At 63.3% G+C, this 19334-nt stretch carries 17 protein-coding genes and 1 tRNA gene; 1 reads left to right on the forward strand and 17 read right to left on the reverse strand.

The window, feature by feature from the left end; all coding sequences use genetic code 11:
- Positions 1 to 11 precede the first annotated feature (11 nt).
- From nuoH to GXB81_RS07550, 15 genes are all read right to left on the reverse strand, one after another.
- On the reverse strand, positions 12 to 1076 hold the full coding sequence (nuoH, locus tag GXB81_RS07480; protein WP_167047726.1) for an NADH-quinone oxidoreductase subunit NuoH: 1065 nt from the start codon (positions 1074 to 1076) through the stop codon (positions 12 to 14).
- Complete coding sequence (gene nuoG / locus GXB81_RS07485; RefSeq protein WP_167047729.1) at positions 1077 to 3410, reverse strand: NADH-quinone oxidoreductase subunit NuoG; 2334 nt, start codon at positions 3408 to 3410, stop codon at positions 1077 to 1079. It lies immediately after the preceding gene.
- 153 nt (positions 3411 to 3563) lie between these two features.
- Positions 3564 to 4892: an NADH-quinone oxidoreductase subunit NuoF gene (gene nuoF, locus GXB81_RS07490; RefSeq protein ID WP_167283364.1), complete on the reverse strand. Its 1329-nt coding sequence runs from the start codon at positions 4890 to 4892 to the stop codon at positions 3564 to 3566.
- Entirely contained in the window at positions 4889 to 5374 is a 486-nt protein-coding gene (gene nuoE / locus GXB81_RS07495) for an NADH-quinone oxidoreductase subunit NuoE (RefSeq protein ID WP_167047735.1), read from the reverse strand. The genes nuoF and nuoE overlap by 4 nt, the downstream gene beginning before the upstream one ends.
- A gap of 133 nt (positions 5375 to 5507) precedes the next feature.
- Positions 5508 to 6761, reverse strand: a complete 1254-nt coding sequence (locus GXB81_RS07500; RefSeq protein ID WP_167047738.1) for an NADH-quinone oxidoreductase subunit D — start codon at positions 6759 to 6761, stop codon at positions 5508 to 5510.
- 9 nt (positions 6762 to 6770) lie between these two features.
- On the reverse strand, positions 6771 to 7373 hold the full coding sequence (locus GXB81_RS07505) for an NADH-quinone oxidoreductase subunit C (RefSeq protein WP_167047741.1): 603 nt from the start codon (positions 7371 to 7373) through the stop codon (positions 6771 to 6773).
- Between the two features lie 20 nt (positions 7374 to 7393).
- Complete coding sequence (locus GXB81_RS07510; RefSeq protein ID WP_006052903.1) at positions 7394 to 7873, reverse strand: NADH-quinone oxidoreductase subunit B; 480 nt, start codon at positions 7871 to 7873, stop codon at positions 7394 to 7396.
- A 63-nt stretch (positions 7874 to 7936) separates the two neighbouring features.
- The gene (locus GXB81_RS07515) at positions 7937 to 8296 is read right to left on the reverse strand and encodes an NADH-quinone oxidoreductase subunit A (RefSeq protein ID WP_167047744.1); all 360 of its coding nucleotides are present in this window, start codon (positions 8294 to 8296) and stop codon (positions 7937 to 7939) included.
- A 159-nt stretch (positions 8297 to 8455) separates the two neighbouring features.
- Positions 8456 to 8540: transfer RNA gene (locus tag GXB81_RS07520), tRNA-Leu, on the reverse strand.
- A gap of 112 nt (positions 8541 to 8652) precedes the next feature.
- A complete protein-coding gene (secG, locus tag GXB81_RS07525; RefSeq protein WP_167047747.1) occupies positions 8653 to 9042 on the reverse strand; it encodes a preprotein translocase subunit SecG in 390 nt (129 codons plus the stop codon).
- Between the two features lie 79 nt (positions 9043 to 9121).
- Positions 9122 to 9895 (reverse strand): triose-phosphate isomerase, encoded by a 774-nt coding sequence (tpiA, locus tag GXB81_RS07530; protein WP_205988770.1) that lies wholly within the window; start codon positions 9893 to 9895, stop codon positions 9122 to 9124.
- A gap of 161 nt (positions 9896 to 10056) precedes the next feature.
- Positions 10057 to 11073: an NAD(P)H-quinone oxidoreductase gene (locus tag GXB81_RS07535; protein ID WP_205988771.1), complete on the reverse strand. Its 1017-nt coding sequence runs from the start codon at positions 11071 to 11073 to the stop codon at positions 10057 to 10059.
- 150 nt (positions 11074 to 11223) lie between these two features.
- Positions 11224 to 13371, reverse strand: coding sequence for a polyribonucleotide nucleotidyltransferase (gene pnp, locus GXB81_RS07540; protein WP_205988772.1), 2148 nt, complete (start codon positions 13369 to 13371; stop codon positions 11224 to 11226).
- A 347-nt stretch (positions 13372 to 13718) separates the two neighbouring features.
- On the reverse strand, positions 13719 to 13991 hold the full coding sequence (gene rpsO, locus GXB81_RS07545) for a 30S ribosomal protein S15 (RefSeq protein WP_008920609.1): 273 nt from the start codon (positions 13989 to 13991) through the stop codon (positions 13719 to 13721).
- A gap of 212 nt (positions 13992 to 14203) precedes the next feature.
- Positions 14204 to 15625, reverse strand: a complete 1422-nt coding sequence (locus GXB81_RS07550) for a branched-chain amino acid ABC transporter substrate-binding protein (RefSeq protein WP_241016278.1) — start codon at positions 15623 to 15625, stop codon at positions 14204 to 14206.
- 188 nt (positions 15626 to 15813) lie between these two features.
- Between GXB81_RS07550 and GXB81_RS07555 the strand changes: the two genes are divergently transcribed.
- On the forward strand, positions 15814 to 16365 hold the full coding sequence (locus GXB81_RS07555) for a hypothetical protein (RefSeq protein ID WP_205988773.1): 552 nt from the start codon (positions 15814 to 15816) through the stop codon (positions 16363 to 16365).
- A 159-nt stretch (positions 16366 to 16524) separates the two neighbouring features.
- Here the strand turns inward: GXB81_RS07555 and GXB81_RS07560 are convergent, their stop codons facing one another.
- Both GXB81_RS07560 and pssA read right to left on the reverse strand, forming a co-directional pair.
- The gene (locus GXB81_RS07560; protein ID WP_205988774.1) at positions 16525 to 18078 is read right to left on the reverse strand and encodes a 2-isopropylmalate synthase; all 1554 of its coding nucleotides are present in this window, start codon (positions 18076 to 18078) and stop codon (positions 16525 to 16527) included.
- 383 nt (positions 18079 to 18461) lie between these two features.
- Positions 18462 to 19331, reverse strand: a complete 870-nt coding sequence (pssA, locus tag GXB81_RS07565; RefSeq protein ID WP_167047765.1) for a CDP-diacylglycerol--serine O-phosphatidyltransferase — start codon at positions 19329 to 19331, stop codon at positions 18462 to 18464.
- Positions 19332 to 19334 lie beyond the last annotated feature (3 nt).

Here is a 19334-nt window from a genome sequence, read left to right on the forward strand (position 1 = left end):
TCGTCCGCCCTTTATTTCCAGATATTCAACGGCGACATGATCCAGAAGCCGACCACCACCAGCCACACCACGCAGACCGGAATGAACACCTTCCAGCCGAGACGCATGATCTGGTCATAGCGGTAGCGCGGGAACGTGGCGCGCGCCCAGATGAATACCGACAACAGGAAGAAAACCTTGGCGACGAGCCAGACGATGCCCGGGATGAACGACAGGAAACCGAACGGTGCGCTCCAGCCGCCGAGGAACAGAGTTGCAGCCAATGCCGAGATCACGATCATGTTGATGTACTCGGCGAGGAAGAACAGCGCGAACGCCATACCCGAGTAATCGATCATGTGGCCCGCGACGATTTCCGATTCGCCTTCCACCACGTCGAACGGGTGACGGTTCGTTTCGGCGATGCCCGAGATGAAGTAGACGACGAACATCGGCAGGAGCGGCAGCCAGTTCCACGACAGGAAGTTCAGGCCGTGCGAGGCGAAGAAGCCGTGCTCCTGCGAGCCGACGATGCCCGACAGGTTCAGCGTGCCGGCCGTCATCAGCACGACCACGAGCGCGAAGCCCATCGAGATTTCGTACGAAACCATTTGCGCCGCGGCGCGCATCGCGCCGAGGAACGCGTACTTCGAGTTCGACGCCCAGCCGGCCAGAATCACGCCGTACACGCCGATCGACGAAATCGCCATCGCGTACAGCAGGCCCGCGTTGATGTCGCCGAGCACCGCGCCCGCCTGGAACGGAATCACTGCCCAGACCGCGAAGGCCGGCACCACCACCATGATCGGCGCGATGAGGTAGATCCAGCGGCTCGCCTGGGCGGGCTGGATCACTTCCTTGAGCAACAGCTTCAGCACGTCGGCGATCGGCTGCAACAGGCCGGCGGGGCCGACGCGGTTCGGGCCGAGACGCACGTGCATCCAGCCGATCAGCTTACGTTCCCACAGGATCAGGTAAGCCACGCACAGCAGGATCACAACGGCCACCACCAGGATGCGCACGAGCGCCCACACCGTGGGCCAAGCGACACCGAGAAGCTGGGACCCGCCCGAGTTGATCGTATCGAACAAGCTCATTTACGCCTTCTCCACCAGCAGTTCACCGAACAGGCTGCCCAGCGCTGCACCGGCAGGTGTAGCCGCCGACACGCGGACCACCGTTTCCGCAAGATTCGCGTCGCGCACGGCCGGCAACTGCACCGCTTGCTCGCCCTGGCGCACGCGTACCGCGTCGCCTTCCTTCAAACCCAGTTTGTCGAACAGCGCAGCCGGCAGGCCGACCGAGTTCGCCACACGTGCGGCCGCAGTCAGATGCAGCGACTCCGCGCGACGCACGAGCGCGTCGGCATGATAGATCGGCACGTTCGCGAGACGCTCGAACCGGCCTTCCACCGCCTTGGCCGCCTTGCCGCGCGTCACCGTGACGCTGGTGCGGTTCGACAGACGCGAGTTCAGCTCGCCGTCGCCGAGCGCAGCCGCGCGCACTTCCTCGACCGTGTCGTAGTCGAAACCCGGCACGCCGAGCAGGCTACCGAGCACACGCAACACCTTCCATGCCGGACGCGTGTCGCCGAGCGGACGCACGACGCCGTTGAACGGCTGCACCGTGCCTTCCGCGTTGACGAAGGTGCCGCCCGTCTCCGTGAACGGCGCGATCGGCAGCAGCACGTCGGCGTAGTCGGCGCCGGTCTGGAACGGCGACATCACGACGACCATCTCGGCCTGCTTCAGCGCGGCGAGCGCCTGCGCCGGATTGGCGGTATCGAATTCCGGTTCGAGATTCAGCAGCAGATAACCCTTGCGCGGCTGTTCGAACACTTCGCGGGCGTTCAGGCCGCCTTCGCCCGGCAGCGCGTTCACAAGGTGCGCGCCGACCGTGTTGGCCGCTTCCGTGAGGAAGCCGAGCGTCGCACCGCTTGCCTCGGCAATCCATTGCGCCGCCGCGTGGATCGCGGCGAAGTCGGGATGACGCACCGCTTCGTTGCCGAGCAGCACGAGACGGCGTTCGCCCGTGGCGAGCGAATCTGCAACCTGCTTGTCAGCATCGGTAGGCTGCGTGCCCACGAACGCTTCCGGCAGTGCCACGCCCTTTGCCTGCGCGACCGCGCCGGCGATGCCCGCGAGCACATCGAGCCATGCCGACGGTGCCGCCACCACGCGTTGAGCTTGCGGAATCAGTGCGTCGTCGTTCGTGGCCTGCACGAGCGTGAGTTGCGTGCCGCCCTTGGCCGCCTGGCGCAGACGCGCTGCGAACAGCGGATGATCGCGACGCAGGTCCGAACCGATCACGAGCGCCGCGTCGATATTCGACAGTTCGGCGACGGCGGTGCCGAGCCACGGCGCGCCGGTCACTGGCGCCGAGAAATCGGACTGGCGCAGACGGAAGTCGACATTCGGCGTGCCGACCGCTTGCGCAATCTGCTTGAGCAGGAACAGTTCTTCGATCGTGCTATGCGCGCTGGAAAGCGCTGCGAGCGCATTCGCACCGTGGTCGCCCTTGATGCCCTTCAGACCCTTGACCACGTAGTCGAGCGCCGTCTGCCAGTCGGTTTCGACCCACTGGCCGCCCTGCTTGAGCATCGGCTTGGTCAGACGCTCGGGGCTGTTGAGGCCTTCATACGAGAAGCGGTCCTTGTCCGAAATCCAGCATTCGTTGATGGCTTCGTTTTCGAACGGCAGAACACGCATCACGCGATTGTTCTTGACCTGCACGACGAGGTTCGCGCCGACGGAATCGTGCGGGCTCACCGACTTGCGGCGCGACAGCTCCCACGTCCGCGCGCTGTAGCGGAACGGCTTGCTCGTGAGCGCGCCGACCGGGCACAGGTCGATCATGTTACCCGACAGTTCGGAGTCGACCGTCTTGCCGACGAACGAGGTGATTTCAGAATGCTCGCCGCGGCCAAGCATACCGAGTTCCATCACGCCGGCGATTTCCTGGCCGAAGCGGACGCAACGCGTGCAGTGGATGCAGCGCGACATTTCTTCCATCGAGATCAGCGGGCCGACGTTCTTGTGGAACACCACGCGCTTTTCTTCGCTATAGCGCGACGACGACTTGCCGTAACCGACGGCCAGATCCTGCAGCTGGCATTCGCCGCCCTGGTCGCAAATCGGGCAATCGAGCGGATGGTTGATCAGCAGGAACTCCATCACGGCTTGCTGGCCCTTCACCGCCTTGTCCGATTGGGTGCGCACGATCATGCCGGCCGACACCGGCGTCGCGCATGCGGGCACGGCCTTCGGCATCTTCTCGACATCGACCAGACACATCCGGCAATTGGCCGCAATCGACAGCTTCTTGTGATAGCAGAAGTGAGGAATGTACGTGTCGACCTTATGCGCAGCCTGGATCACCATGCTGCCTTCAGGCACCTCGACTTTCTTGCCGTCTATTTCCAGTTCAACCATGATGGTCAATCTTCCTTAACCTGTTACCGCTCAATCGTTCGCCTGTTCAGCGCCCGCTTCGGGCGATGAATCCTGCGGTTGAGGTGTACGTCGGGTAGTTATCCGGTAGTTATCTGTCTGCCAACCCTGCCGGCTCGACTCGGGCAGCCATCGTCAGGCAGCCACGGTCTCCGGCGTCGCCGCCGTGCCGGCATGACCGCCAACGAGGCAATGCTTGTGGGCGACGTGATACTCGAATTCGTCCCAGTAGTGCTTGAGCATGCCGCGAACCGGCATGGCCGCCGCGTCGCCGAGCGCGCAGATCGTGCGGCCCATGATGTTTTCCGCGACCGAGTTCAGCAGATCCAGATCTTCCTGACGGCCGAGGCCATGCTCGATACGATGCACGACGCGATACAGCCAGCCCGTGCCTTCGCGGCAAGGCGTGCACTGACCGCACGACTCTTCGTAATAGAAGTACGACAGACGCAGCAGCGAGCGCACCATGCAGCGCGTCTCGTCCATCACGATCACAGCGCCCGAACCGAGCATCGAGCCGGCCTTCGCGATCGCGTCGTAATCCATGTCGGTCTGCATCATCATCTCGCCCGGAATCACGGGCGCCGACGAGCCACCGGGAATCACGGCCTTGATCTTCTTGCCGCCGCGGATGCCGCCGGCCAGATCGAGCAGCGTGGCGAACGGCGTGCCGAGCGGAATTTCATAATTGCCCGGACGTTCGACGTCGCCCGAGATCGAAAAAATCTTCGTGCCGCCGTTGTTCGGCTTGCCGATTTCGAGGTAATTCTGCGGGCCGACCGCCAGCAGGAACGGCACCGCCGCGAACGTTTCGGTGTTGTTGATCGTGGTCGGCTTGCCGTACACGCCGAAGCTCGCCGGGAACGGCGGCTTGAAGCGCGGCTGGCCCTTCTTGCCTTCGAGCGATTCGAGCAGCGCAGTTTCTTCGCCGCAGATGTAGGCGCCGTAACCGTGGTGCGCATGCAGCTGAAACGAGAAGCCCGAGCCCATGATGTTGTCGCCGAGGAACCCGGCGCGGCGCGCTTCTTCCAGCGCCTCTTCGAAGCGCTTATAGACGTCCCAGATTTCGCCGTGAATGTAGTTGTAGCCGACCGTGATGCCCATCGCGTACGCGCCGATCGCCATGCCTTCGATCAGCGAATGCGGATTGAAGCGCAGGATGTCGCGGTCCTTGAACGTGCCCGGCTCGCCTTCGTCCGAATTACAGACGAGGTACTTCTGGCCCGGAAACTGGCGCGGCATGAAGCTCCACTTCAGGCCGGTCGGGAAGCCCGCACCGCCACGGCCACGCAGACCCGATGCCTTCACATCGGCAATCACCTGCTCGGGCGGAATCTTTTCTTCCAGGATGCGGCGCAGCTGGGCATAACCGCCGCGCGCCACGTAATCTTCGAGATGCCAGTTATCGCCGTTCAGCCCGGCGAGAATCAGCGGTTTGATGTGACGATCGTGTAAACACGTCATTTCGAAAGCTCCTCGAGCAGCTGGTCGATCTTCGCGCGGCTCATGAAGCTGCACATGCGATGGTTGTTCACCAGCATCACCGGCGCATCGCCGCACGAACCCATGCACTCGCCTTCTTTCAGGGTGAACTTGCCGTCGGGCGTGGTTTCACCGAAGTCGATACCGAGCTTCTGCTTCAGATATTCGGCGGCGCTTTCGGAGCCGCCTTCCGGGCCGAGCTGGCACGGCAGGTTCGTGCAGAGCGTGATCTTGTACTTGCCGACCGGCGAGGTCTCGTACATCGTGTAGAAAGTCGCGACCTCCTGCACGGCGACTGCCGGCATGCCGAGATAATCCGCGACGAACTGCATGAGTTCGGGCGACAGCCAGCCATGCTCTTCCTGAGCAGTGGCCAACGCCGACATCACGGCGGACTGTTTCTGATCGGCGGGGTACTTCGCGATCGCACGATCGATTTCTTTCAGGCCTTCAGCTGAGATCATTTTCAGACACGACTCTTTCAATTCCTACCGAACGAAAACCTGTCGCCGACATGACACTGCGACAGACCCGGCGTTCCTTTGCTTGACGCGCGTGCCGGTGCGAAAACCGGCCGCGCGCGTCGATGAATACGTCCTAGCGATCCACTTCGCCGAACACGATGTCCTGCGTACCAATGATCGTCACGGCGTCGGCGATCATGTGGCCGCGCGCCATTTCGTCGAGCGCGGACAGGTGCGCATAGCCCGGTGCGCGGATCTTCAGGCGATACGGCTTGTTGGCGCCGTCCGAGATCAGATAGATGCCGAACTCGCCCTTCGGATGTTCGACCGCGGCATACGCTTCGCCTTCAGGCACATGGAAGCCTTCGGTAAACAGCTTGAAGTGGTGGATCAGATCTTCCATGTTCGACTTCATGCCGACGCGCGACGGCGGCGCAACCTTGTGATTGCTCGTCATCACCGGGCCCGGATTCTTGCGCAGCCACTCGATGCACTGCTTCGCGATTCGCGTGGACTGGCGCATTTCTTCGACGCGCACCAGATAGCGGTCGTAGCAGTCGCCGTTCACGCCCACCGGAATGTCGAAATCGAGCTTGTCATAGACTTCGTACGGCTGTTTCTTGCGCAGGTCCCACTCGATGCCCGAACCGCGCAGCATCGCGCCGGTCATACCGAGCTGCAGCGCGCGCTCCGGACTGACCACGCCGATGCCGACCAGACGCTGCTTCCAGATCCGGTTGTCGGTAAGCAGCGTTTCGTATTCGTCGACGCACTTCGGGAAACGCGTAAAGAAGTCGTCGATGAAATCGAGCAGCGAACCCTGACGAGTCTCGTTCATCTTCGACAACGCCTTCGCATTGCGAATCTTCGACGCCTTGTATTGCGGCATTGCGTCAGGCAGATCGCGATAGACGCCGCCCGGACGATAGTAAGCCGCGTGCATCCGTGCGCCGGACACCGCTTCGTACACGTCCATCAGGTCTTCGCGCTCGCGGAACGCGTACAGGAACACGGCCATCGCGCCGACGTCGAGCGCGTGCGCGCCGATCCACATCAGGTGGTTCAGCACGCGCGTGACTTCGTCGAACAGCACGCGGATGTATTGCGCGCGCAACGGCACGTCGATGCCGAGCAGCTTTTCGATGGCGAGCACGTAGCCGTGCTCGTTGACCATCATCGACACGTAGTCGAGACGGTCCATGTACGGCACCGACTGGATGAACGTCTTGTTTTCGGCGAGTTTTTCAGTCGCGCGATGCAGCAAACCGATATGCGGATCGGCGCGCTGGATGACTTCGCCGTCGAGTTCGAGCACGAGGCGCAGCACGCCGTGCGCTGCCGGATGCTGCGGACCGAAATTGAGCGTGTAGTTCTTGATCTCTGCCATGGCGTTCCCTTAGTGTTTCAGACCGCCATAGCGATCCTCGCGGATCACGCGCGGCGTGATTTCCCGCGGCTCGATCGTCACCGGCTGATAGACGACGCGCTTCTCTTCCGGGTCGTAACGCATTTCGACGTAGCCGGAAACCGGGAAATCCTTACGGAACGGATGACCGATGAAACCATAGTCGGTCAGGATGCGGCGCAGGTCCGGGTGACCCTCAAAGACGATGCCGTAGAGGTCGAACGCTTCGCGCTCGTACCAGTTGACCGAATTCCAGATTTCGACGACCGACGGCAGGATCGGCATGTCGTCGTCCGGCGCGAATACGCGCAGACGCAAACGCCAGTTGTTCTGCACCGACAGCAGTTGCAGCACAGCCGCGAAACGCGGGCCGTCGTAAGCGCCGTCGGCATAGGTTTGATAGTCGACGCCGCACAGGTCGATGCACTGCTCGAAACCGAGCGAGCGATCGTCGCGCAGACGCTTTGCCACGTCGAGGTAATCGCTCGCCTTGACGACGATCGTCAACTCACCGATTGCCTCGGTGGTGCTCAACAGGAGGCCGCCAAAGGCCGCCTCGAGGTTCGCTTTCAGGGTCTCGAGTTTGCTTGCCATATTGTGGGGAGGCGTTGGCCTTATTGACGGGCGATGGTGTTGGTGCGGCGAATCTTGGCCTGTAGCTGGATCACGCCGTACACGAGCGCTTCCGCAGTGGGCGGACAGCCCGGCACGTAGACGTCGACCGGGACGATCCGGTCGCAACCGCGCACCACCGAGTACGAGTAGTGATAGTAGCCACCACCGTTCGCGCACGAGCCCATCGAGATCACCCAGCGCGGCTCGGCCATCTGGTCGTAAACCTTGCGCAAAGCGGGCGCCATCTTATTGCACAGCGTGCCGGCGACGATCATCACGTCCGACTGACGCGGACTCGGACGAAACACCACGCCAAAACGGTCGAGGTCATAACGGGCGGCACCCGCATGCATCATCTCGACCGCACAGCACGCAAGACCGAACGTCATCGGCCACAGCGAGCCGGTACGCGTCCAGTTGATCAGTTTGTCTGCCGTAGTGGTGACAAACCCTTCTTTCAAGACCCCTTCGATACTCATTTGCTTTCCACTCCAGACGGGGTGGCAAGCCTTGGCCACCCACGCAAACCGGCGATTAATCCATCATTCCCAGTCGAGGCCGCCCTTCTTCCAGATATAGGCAAAGCCAAGCAGGAACTCGAGCAGGAAAATCATCATTGCCATGAAACCGGCCCAGCCGATGTCACGCAATGCCACGCCCCACGGAAACAGGAACGCGGTTTCAAGGTCGAAAATAATGAAGAGAATGGCGACGAGGTAGTAGCGCACGTCGAACTTCATGCGCGCATCTTCGAATGCTTCGAAGCCGCACTCGTATGGTGCGTTTTTCTCGGTATCGGGCTTGTTGGGACCGAGGATCTTGCCAATACTGACCAGTGCTACGCCTAAACCGGTGCCCACAAGAAGGAACAGCAAAACGGGGAAATAGGCTGCGAGGTTCAAGACAATCCTCAATCGGTTGGTTCTGAGTGCCGTCAGGAGCATAGCACTACTGACGCTGAATCACTTCCTCAATGCACATGACGCAAGCCAGAAGACCCTACGCCAGAAGCGAAAAATGCCAGCCGAAGCGAAGCAAACGGCTGGCATTTAGATAACATTTGGTGCCGACGGCGAGACTCGAACTCGCACAGCTTTCGCCACTACCCCCTCAAGATAGCGTGTCTACCAATTTCACCACGTCGGCACTCTATGCAATCCGGGAAAACAACTTGTAAAACCCGCGAATCGCTTCAAGACTTGAATTGTAACTTGTTTAAGCAGATTGTTCAACGCACAAAAGCACGTCGCACGAAAATTTATTTCGGAACACCCGTCGCCGGAACCGAAGCGGGCGATGCAGGTGCAGCCGCCTGCGCAGGTGCCGAAACAGCTGCTGGTGCAGATGCGCCGGCAGGCGCCACCGGTGCCGTTACCGCCGCGCCGAGCACGCCAGCAGAAGGCTTCGCGTGATACGCGCCGAGGTAAGTGAGCGCCAGCGTCGTGATGAAAAACACCGCGGCGAGCACTGCCGTGGTACGCGAAAGAAAGTTGGCCGAACCGGTTGCACCGAACAGGCTACCCGATGCGCCACTGCCGAACGCCGCGCCCATGTCGGCACCTTTACCGTGCTGCAGCAGAACGAGTCCGATGACCCCCAGCGCCGACAACAACTGAACGACGATAATCAATGTTTTCAAATACAGCATCACACTCACCCGAGTCTTTATTTAAGCGCGCCGCACACTGCGTGTTGCGCGAAATGGAGTTCCCACCGAGGCGTCCGGCTTAGCCGGCGACGCTCGTTGCGGCCGCCTTGCAGATTGCCAGAAAATCCTGATCTTTCAGTGACGCGCCGCCGATCAGACCGCCGTCGATATTCGGCTGGCGGAACAGCTCTTCCGCGTTTTCCGGCTTGACGCTACCGCCGTACAACAGCGGCACATCCGCCGCGCCCTTTGCCGCGAGGCGCGTACGCAGGAATGCATGCACGGCCTGCGCCTGCCCGGCCGTTGCGCTCCTGCCGGTGCCGATTGCCCAAACCGGCTCGTAAGCGACGACAAGACGGGCCGCATCCTGCGCCGACAGTTTCGCCAGCACTTCATCGAGTTGCGCGCCGACGACCTGCTCGGTCGAGCCGGCTTCGCGCTCTTCGAGCGTTTCGCCCACGCAGACGATCGGCGTCAGACCCGCTTCGAGCGCGCGCTGCGTTTTCACCGCGACCAGCTCGGCGCTTTCGCGATGGTATGCGCGACGCTCCGAGTGCCCGACGATGGCGAGCGTTGCACCGAAATCCGTCATCATCGGTGCGGCCACTTCGCCGGTATAGGCGCCGTGCGTGAACGCCGAAACGTCCTGCACGCCCCACACGACCCGGCTGCCTTCCAGCAACGATTGCGTCTGGGCCAGATAGACACCCGGCACGCACACGCCAACCCGCACGTCGACCGGCAATTCGCTGGCGCCTTGCGCCACCGCTTGCAATAGCACGGCATTCGCGGCAAGCCGCCCGTGCATCTTCCAGTTACCGACTACCAGTTTGGCTCGTTGTTGCTTCGACATCGTCTCGTATTTCCTGTCTTGCCTGCTGTCAGCGGACGCCGCTTGCGGCGGCTTGCGACTCTTGCAGCCTTCACGCCCGCAATCCAACTGTCGGGCGTCATCCGGCGTGCGCAAAACGCGCAATTTTACTGCGTGGGGTGAAACGGGTCAAACCGCCTGTGTCAAGCGTCCTGACCCCACGTCAACACGATCTTGCCGACGTGCGTGCTGCTTTCCATCAGCGCGTGCGCTTCGGCAGCCTGCGCGGCCGGAAACACGCGATGCACGACCGGCTTGATGCGTCCAGCCTCGATATGCGGCCACACGCGCTCCTTCAGTTGCGCGGCGATCCGCGCCTTGAACTCGACCGGCCGCGGACGCAGCGTCGAACCGGTCACCGTCAAACGGCGGCGCATGACCTCGTTCAGATTCAATTCCGCTTTCGCGCCGCCGAGCATCGCGATCAGCACGAGACGCCCGCCGTCGGCCAGCGCCGAAAGTTCGCGCGGCACGTAGCTGCCCGCCACCATGTCGAGGATCACGTCGACGCCGCGATCGTTGGTCAGCGACCTGATGACCTCGACGAAATCCTCGGTCTTGTAGTTGATCGCCCGCTCGGCGCCCAACGCTTCGCACGCTCGGCATTTTTCGTCCGACCCCGCCGTCGCGAACACGCGAAAACCGAGCGCATGCGCGATCTGGATCGCGGTCACGCCAATCCCGCTCGAGCCGCCCTGCACGAGCAGCGCTTCGTTCGAACCGCCCTCGCCCTGACCGAGCTGCGCGCGATCGAACACGTTGCTCCACACCGTGAAGAAGGTCTCGGGCAGCGACGCCGCCTCGACATCCGCCAGACCCGCCGGCGCCGGCAGACATTGCAGCAGCGGCGCGCTCGCGTATTCCGCGTAGCCGCCGCCCGCCAGCAGCGCGCACACGCGATCGCCGACTTTCAAACCGAACGGGTTGTTCTTCCCGTCGATCGCGCCGCCCACGATCTCGCCCGCCACTTCCAGCCCCGGCAGATCGGACGTACCCGGCGGCGGCGCATAGCTGCCCTTGCGCTGAAACACATCCGGACGATTGATGCCCGATGCTGCCACCTTGATCAGCACCTCGCCCGCCTTGGGTTGCGGCATCGGCCGCTCCGCCAGCTTGAGGACCTCAGGCGCACCGAATTCGGTGATTTCGATCGCTTTCATCTGCGTCAGCTCCAAGATTGGATGGTGTTGCCTACCCGTTGCCGCCCTCGGCCCGAGCACCACGCCGCCATTCGAATGCGCAACACGATCCATCCTGCATGAAAAACGGCCGGCGCGCATACGCGCTGCCGGCCGTTGTTTGCTACCGCGTTACTGCGGCGTCGGTTCGCCTTGCGGCGCGCCGTTCGCGGCGTCGTTCAGCAAGGCCTTCGCCGACAGACGCACACGACCCTTCTCGTCCGTCTGGATGACCTTGACCTTCACCTGCTGGCCGTCCTTGAGGTAGTCGTTGATGTCCTTGATGCGCTCGTTGGCGATCTCGGAGATATGCAGCAGACCGTCCTTGCCCGGCAGGATGTTCACGATCGCGCCGAAATCGAGCAGCTTGAGCACGGTGCCTTCGTACACCTGGCCCACTTCGACTTCGAGCGTGATGTTCTCGATGCGCTTCTTCGCTTCGGCCATGCCTTCGCTGCTCGTGCTCGCGATCGTGACGACGCCGTCGTCCGAAATGTCGATCGTCGTGCCGGTTTCCTCGGTCAGCGCGCGGATCACCGAGCCGCCCTTGCCGATCACGTCGCGGATCTTTTCCGGATTGATCTTGATCGTGATCATGCGCGGCGCGAACTCCGACAGTTGCGTGTTCGCACCCGACACCGCCGTGGTCATCTTGCCGAGGATGTGCATGCGGCCTTCCTTCGCCTGCGCGAGCGCGACCTGCATGATTTCCTTCGTGATGCCCTGGATCTTGATGTCCATCTGCAGCGCGGTCACGCCTTGTTCCGTACCCGCGACCTTGAAGTCCATGTCGCCGAGGTGATCTTCGTCGCCGAGGATGTCGGTCAGCACCGCGAAGCGGTTGCCTTCGAGGATCAAGCCCATCGCGATACCGGCGACGTGCGCCTTCATCGGCACGCCGGCGTCCATCAGCGCGAGGCAGCCGCCGCACACCGAAGCCATCGACGACGAACCGTTCGACTCGGTGATTTCCGACACGACGCGGATCGAGTAGCCGAATTCGTCGGCGCTCGGCAGGCATGCGACGAGCGCGCGCTTGGCGAGACGGCCGTGACCGATTTCACGGCGCTTCGGCGAACCGACGCGGCCCGTTTCGCCGGTCGCGAACGGCGGCATGTTGTAGTGAAGCATGAAGCGTTCGCGGTACTCGCCTTCGAGCGCGTCGATGCTCTGCTCGTCGCCCTTCGTGCCGAGCGTCGCGACCACCAGCGCCTGGGTCTCGCCGCGCGTGAACAGCGCCGAGCCGTGGGTACGCGGCAGCACGCCGGTGCGGATTTCGATCGGGCGTACGGTGCGCGTGTCGCGGCCGTCGATACGCGGCTCGCCGTTCAGGATCTGCGTACGGACGATCTTCGCTTCGATGTCGAACAGCACATTGCCGACCGACGCCTTGTCGGCCGCCACGGTGCCGGCTGCCGCCGCGTCTTCCTCGAGCTTCGCCGAGGTGGCCGCGTAGACTTCCTTCAGCTTGGTCGAACGAGCCTGCTTGTCGCGGATCTGGTAAGCGGCGAGCAGATCGGCTTGCGCGAGTTCCGTCACGCGCGAGATCAGCGCTTCGTTCTTCGGCGCCGGCTGCCAGTCCCACTCGGGCTTGCCGCCTTCGCGGACCAGTTCGTGGATCGCGTCGATCGCGATCTGCATCTGCTCATGACCGAACACGACGGCGCCGAGCATCACGTCTTCGCTCAGCTGCTGCGCTTCCGATTCGACCATCAGCACCGCGCGTTCCGTACCGGCGACGACGAGGTCGAGCGCCGATTCCTTCATCTGCGGACGCGTCGGGTTCAGCACGTATTCGTTGTTGATGTAGGCCACACGCGCCGCACCGACCGGGCCGTTGAACGGCAGGCCGGACACCGCGAGCGCCGCCGACGCGCCGATCAGCGCGGGGATGTCGGCGGGGATTTCCGGATTCAGCGACAGCACGTGAATCACGACCTGCACTTCGTTGTAGAAGCCTTCCGGGAAGAGCGGACGCAGCGGGCGGTCGATCAGGCGCGAGATCAGCGTTTCGCCTTCCGACGGACGGCCTTCGCGGCGGAAGAAGCCGCCCGGAATCTTGCCGGCGGCGTAGGTCTTTTCGAGGTAATCGACGGTCAGCGGGAAGAAGTCCTGGCCCGGCTTGGCGGTCTTGGCGCCGACCACGGTAGCCAGCACGACGGTGTCTTCGACATCGACGATCACCGCGCCGCTCGCCTGGCGAGCGATTTCACCGGTTTCGAGGCGAACGGTGTGCTGCCCCCACTTAAACTCTTTGACGATCTTATTGAACATAGTCATTGCTTTTCCTCATCGTAATGCCGCGCGGACCGGAAGCGGCGCGGCAACGCCGGGGCCGGCGCCGCATGGGAAGAGTCGTGTTATGCCATTCCAGAGAACCGCGCTGCACGAATACGCGCGACCCGCTGGAATGACACAAAACTCCGCCCTGAAGCCCGGCCATGTTTTTATTACTGTTTCTCTACTGCTGCTGCTTTGCTGCCGATACTGCCCTGCCTGTGAACGCCGCGCGAACCGGCATACGCCGCGAATCACAGACGGCGCGCATCACATGAAGCGCGCCGCGCAAAAACAAAATGCCTGTATCAGCGAAACTGACACAGGCATCTTGCTGAACGACTGGCCGATTACTTACGCAGACCCAGCTTTTCGATCAGGCTGCGGTAACGGTCCGCGTCCTTACCCTTCAGGTAGTCGAGCAGCTTGCGACGGCGGCTCACCATGCGCAGCAGACCGCGGCGGCTGTGGTGATCCTTCGTGTGCTCCTTGAAGTGGGAGGTCAGTTCGTTGATGCGGGTCGTGAGCAGCGCGACCTGAACTTCGGGGGAGCCGGTATCGTTAGCTGCGCGTGCGAATTGCGCGACGACTTCGGACTTCTTGCTTGCTTCAACTGCGGACATATCAATTTCCTTGATGACTGGACAGGCGGTCACGGAAGAAAGGCCGTGCCGTGGATTACCCGTTTCACAAATTTACTGAGTTCTCCCGTTTGCGACTGAATCAGGACCCAGCCCCATAACGGGACGCGTATTGTAGCACAGTGCGTTCCGGCCGCGAAACCTAGGCTGGCGCGCGGACCAGACGCCGCGCGAGACCATGCGAGACCGGCCACTCAAGGCCGCCGCATCCTGCAGACGGTCGGCGCGATCGTGCGCTCGGCCGGCAGCGCCAACACCGTGCGGAATCCGTAGCCGGAGCCTTCGTTGTCGAAACGCACGCCCGGCGTGCCGGCTTTGTCCATTTCCATCACGTAGAGGGGCTGGATCAGCTGATGGTCGTCGGCGCGCATCCACGACGCGTGAAAGCCGTTGTCGAAACGGATGCCTTCGAGCGCCTTCGCGACCGCCGTCGGATCGGCGCTGCCGGCGCGGGTCATCGCAGCGGCGAGCGTTTCGATCATCAGCGGCATGCGCAGCACCGGGTAGTCGTCCTGCGCGGCCGGAAAGCGCGCGCGGAACGCCGCATACCACGCGTCCGAGGCCGCGCCGCCCGCGTTCGGATGCCAATCGGCCACCGCGATCACATGACCCACGCCCGCGTCGCCGAGCGCCGCCGGCGCGCCGAGGCTGTTGCCATAGAACGTATAGAACTTCGTGTCGAGGCCCTGCTCGCGCGCCGCCTTGACGAGCAGCGTCAGGTCGTTGCCCCAGTTGCCGGTGATCACCGCGTCCGCGCCGCTCGCGCGAATCTTCGCGATATAGGGCGCGAAATCCTTCACGCGGCCGATCGGATGAAATTCATCGCCGACCACCGCGATGTCCGGGCGCTTCGCCGCGAGCGTCGAGCGCGCGAGGCTGCTCACGTCATGGCCGAAGCTGTAATCCTGGTTCAGCAGATAGACCTTTTTCACGGCCTTGTCGCGCTCGATCACGTCGGCGAGCGCGGCCATGCGCATGCCAGCGTGCGCGTCGAAACGGAAGTGCCAGAAGCTGCAGTCCGCGTTGGTGAGCGCGGGGTCGTCGGCGGAATAGTTGAGGAACAGTTCGCGATTGTCCGGCTCGCGGCTGTTCTGCTTGTCGATCGCACCGATCAGCGCGGCCGCGACCGCCGAACTGTTGCCCTGCATGATGTAGCCGATATGGCGATCGGCGGCCGCGCGCAGTTGCGTGAGCGCTTCCTCGGTGCTGCCCTTGCTGTCGAGCACGACCAGTTCGAACGGATGCGCGCCGTCCGGGAGCTTCACGCCGCCGCTCGCATTCACCTGCTCGACACCGAAGCGCAGATTGCGCTCGACCGCCGCACCGGCATTCGCGAACGGACCGGACATGCCTTCGATCAGCGCAAGCTGGATCGGCTTGCCGGTGGGTTTGCCGGCGGACATGCCGGCTGCGTTGCTTGCAGACCTGCTCGTCGGTTTGCCCACCGCGCCCACGCCCGGCGTGACGGCCGCCGCCGTCACACTCGCGACCTGACCGGCCGCTGAACCAGCCGAACCCGCCGCGACTGTCGCCACTGCACGAGCCGCGCTCACCCCCGCCACCATCGAAACCGCCGTGAACGCCACCGCGGCCACCGCCCGTTGCCAGATCGCCATCGTTACTGTCCCGCCTGAATCTTCGAAGCGCGGATCATAGGACGCCGCGCACGGAATAGGCAAGCCGGCGCATCCGTTACCGTTCTGCCGGCGGATCATCACGAAGCGCAGGTCTTTTGCGACAGCGCGTGTCAAAATAAAGCGTCTCGATGATAAAAACCGCTACTCAAACGCCATCGGAGGAATCCATGCCGAATCACCACCGCCGCGCGGCAGCCTCGATCGCGGCACCCACCGGCATGCGCCTGCGCCGTGCCGCGCTGGTCTGTATGAGCGCGCTGGCGCTTGCCGGCTGCGCGCAACCCTGGCAGCAATATCAGCCGGGTGCGGACGTATCGACGGTCATCGCGCGCCTCGGTCCGCCGCGCGAAACCTACGATCTGCCCGACGGCGGCAAGCGCCTGATGTGGCCGACCCAGCCGATGGGCGAAACCACCACCGCCGCCGACATCGATGCGGCCGGCAAGATCGTCAACATGCGCCAGGTGCTGCAGCCGAATGAGTTCTACCGCGCCGAGATCGGCAAATGGACGCGCAGCGACGTGCTCGTGAACTTCGGCCGACCGGTCGAAACGGCGTACTTCCCGCTCATGAAGCGCGAGGTCTGGACGTATCGCTACCTCGAAGACAACGTCTGGTACATGCTCTACAGCTTCTATTTCGACGACCAGGGCATCCTGCGGCTCACGCAGAAAACGCCGGACCCGTTGCACGACCCGGATCGCCGCAGCCTGTTCTGAGCGAGGCTCCGCGCGCCGCGGGGTTAGCCGCGGCACGCGCAACGCAGTACCGCAACAACGTAACGATCCTCGCCGCGCCCCTTCCAGAACCACCGCGCCAAAAAAAGAAGCCCCGTGCACCGAACCGCACGGGGCTTCTGCATTACGGCACGCGCACAATCACACGCCTTCCGAGCGCTGCGGATTCAGCTTGTCCGTATTCGAATACAGCTTGTTGAGCGCCGAGATATAAGCCTTCGCCGATGCCGCGACGATATCGGGATCGGTGCCCACGCCATTGACGATGCGCCCGCTCCTCGACAGCCGCACCGTCACCTCGCCCTGCGCCTGGGTGCCGGTCGTGATCGCGTTGACCGAGTACAGCAGCAGTTCCGAGCCGCTGCCCACTTCCGTTTCGATCGCGTTGAGCGTCGCATCGACGGGGCCGTTGCCGCGCGCCTCGCCGGTGATCTCCTTGCCCTCGACCGAGAACACGACCTTCGCATGCGGCTGCTCGCCGGTTTCCGAGTGCTGCGACATCGACAGGAATTTGTAGTGCTCCTTCTCCTGCGCCTGCGCCGATTCCTCGTTGACGATCGCGATAATGTCCTCGTCGAAGATTTCCGCCTTGCGGTCGGCCAGTTCCTTGAAGCGCGCGAAAGCGGCGTTCAGTTCGGCCTCGCTATCGAGCGCGATGCCGAGTTCCTGCAAACGCTGCTTGAACGCGTTGCGGCCCGACAGCTTGCCGAGCACGATCTTGTTCGCGGTCCAGCCCACGTCTTCGGCGCGCATGATTTCGTAGGTGTCGCGCGCCTTCAGCACGCCGTCCTGATGGATGCCCGACGCATGCGCGAACGCGTTCGCGCCGACCACCGCCTTGTTCGGCTGCACGACGAAACCGGTGATCTGCGAGACGAGCTTCGAGGCCGGCACGATCTGCGTCGTGTCGAGACCGACGTCGAGGCCGAAGTAATCCTTGCGGGTCTTCACCGCCATCACGATTTCTTCGAGCGAGGTATTGCCCGCGCGCTCGCCGAGACCGTTGATCGTGCACTCGACCTGACGCGCGCCGCCAAGCTGCACGCCGGCGAGCGAATTCGCCACCGCCATGCCGAGGTCGTTATGGCAATGCACCGAGAACACCGCCTTGTGCGAGTTCGGAATGCGTTCGCGCAGCGTCTTGACGAGCTGGCCGTACAGTTCCGGCACGCCGTAGCCGACCGTGTCCGCGATGTTGATCGTGGTCGCACCCTCGGCGATCACCGCTTCGAGCACGCGGCACAGGAAGTCCATGTCGGAGCGGCTGCCGTCTTCGGGCGAGAACTCGACGTCGTCGGTGAATTTGCGCGCGAAACGCACCGCGAGTTTCGCCTGCTCGAACACCTGCTCCGGCGTCATGCGCAGCTTCTTTTCCATGTGCAGCGGCGACGTCGCGATGAACGTGTGGATGCGGAAGTGATCGGCCGGCTTGAGCGCGTCGGCGGCGCGCTGGATGTCCTTGTCGTTCGCGCGCGCGAGCGAGCAGACCGTGCTGTCCTTCACGAGGCCCGCGATCGTGTGGATCGCGTCGAAGTCGCCGTTCGAGCTGGCCGCGAAGCCGGCTTCGATCACGTCGACTTTCATCCGCTCGAGTTGCTTGGCGATGCGGATCTTTTCTTCCTTCGTCATCGATGCCCCCGGCGATTGCTCGCCGTCGCGCAACGTGGTGTCGAAAATGATCAGTTTGTCGGACATATCGGGCCTCCTCGGGAGTCGTTCGGATGTGGGGATAGGATGTTTGATTCGGCGATTGGCATGGCCGCTCGCGAGGCACGTTTGCGAAGGTCGCGACCGACGCGAACGGAGCGCAACAGCGCATCGAGGCGAGAATGAAGCGGGCGGAGCGGCGCTCGGCTCGATGACGAGGCGCGGGCCGAGCCCGGACGGCCACGCAAAACGCACTTATCCGACGACTATAGCGGCATTCAACGGGCCGCGCAATGCGCGCCGGAGCGGCCCGCGGCGGGGTCGGCGCAGGGCTCCGCAGCAGGCTGCACGCGTAGGCCGGGAAACGAAAAACGGCAGCCCTCGGGCTGCCGTTTTCTCATGACGCCGACGCGCCAGCGCGGGCTCAAACCTTACCGGTCGCGCGTCGCCGAGCGCGCCGGATTGGCCCTGCCACGCACCGCCTGATAAGCCCAGAACACGTAGCCGGACAGACCGTACAGCACGAACAGGCCGAACAGCATCAGCGGCGGATCGGACGACACGAGCACGAACGCGACCACCACGAGCAGGATCACACCGAACGGCACGCGATGCCGCACGTCGAGCGCCTTGCCGCTGTAGAACGGTGCGTTCGACACCATCGTCACGCCCGCGTAGATGGTCAGCACGAAGGCGACCCACGGCAACCAGACGAGCTTCAGCGGCACGCGGTTGTCAGTGGCGAGCCACACGAAGCCGGCGATCAGCGCCGCCGCGGCCGGGCTCGGCATGCCCTGGAAGAAACGCTTGTCGACCACGCCGATGTTCGTGTTGAAACGCGCGAGCCGCAGCGCCGCGCCCGAGCAATAGACGAACGCCGCGAGCCAGCCCCAGCGGCCGAGGTCTTTCAGGACCCACTCGTACATGACGAGCGCCGGCGCGACGCCGAACGACACCATGTCCGACAGGCTGTCGAACTGCTCGCCGAAGGCGCTTTGCGTATGCGTCATGCGCGCGACGCGGCCGTCCATGCCGTCGAGCACCATCGCGACGAAGATCGCGATCGCCGCGATTTCGAAGCGTACGTTCATCGCCTGCACGACGGCGAAGAAGCCGCAGAACAGCGCCGCCGTGGTGAACGCGTTCGGCAGCAGATAGATGCCGCGTTTTCTGAGGAACTGCTGACGCTGCGCGCGCCGGCTCTCGACAGCCGACGGCTCCGTCACGATCGGCTTGTTGCGGCGAAACGGCCGTGGCAGCGGTCCGTTGTTACGGGGTCGACGCGGTTTGAATGCGGCCATTCG

The organism is Paraburkholderia sp. Ac-20336 (assembly GCF_017105025.1).
Taxonomy (GTDB): Bacteria; Pseudomonadota; Gammaproteobacteria; order Burkholderiales; family Burkholderiaceae; genus Paraburkholderia.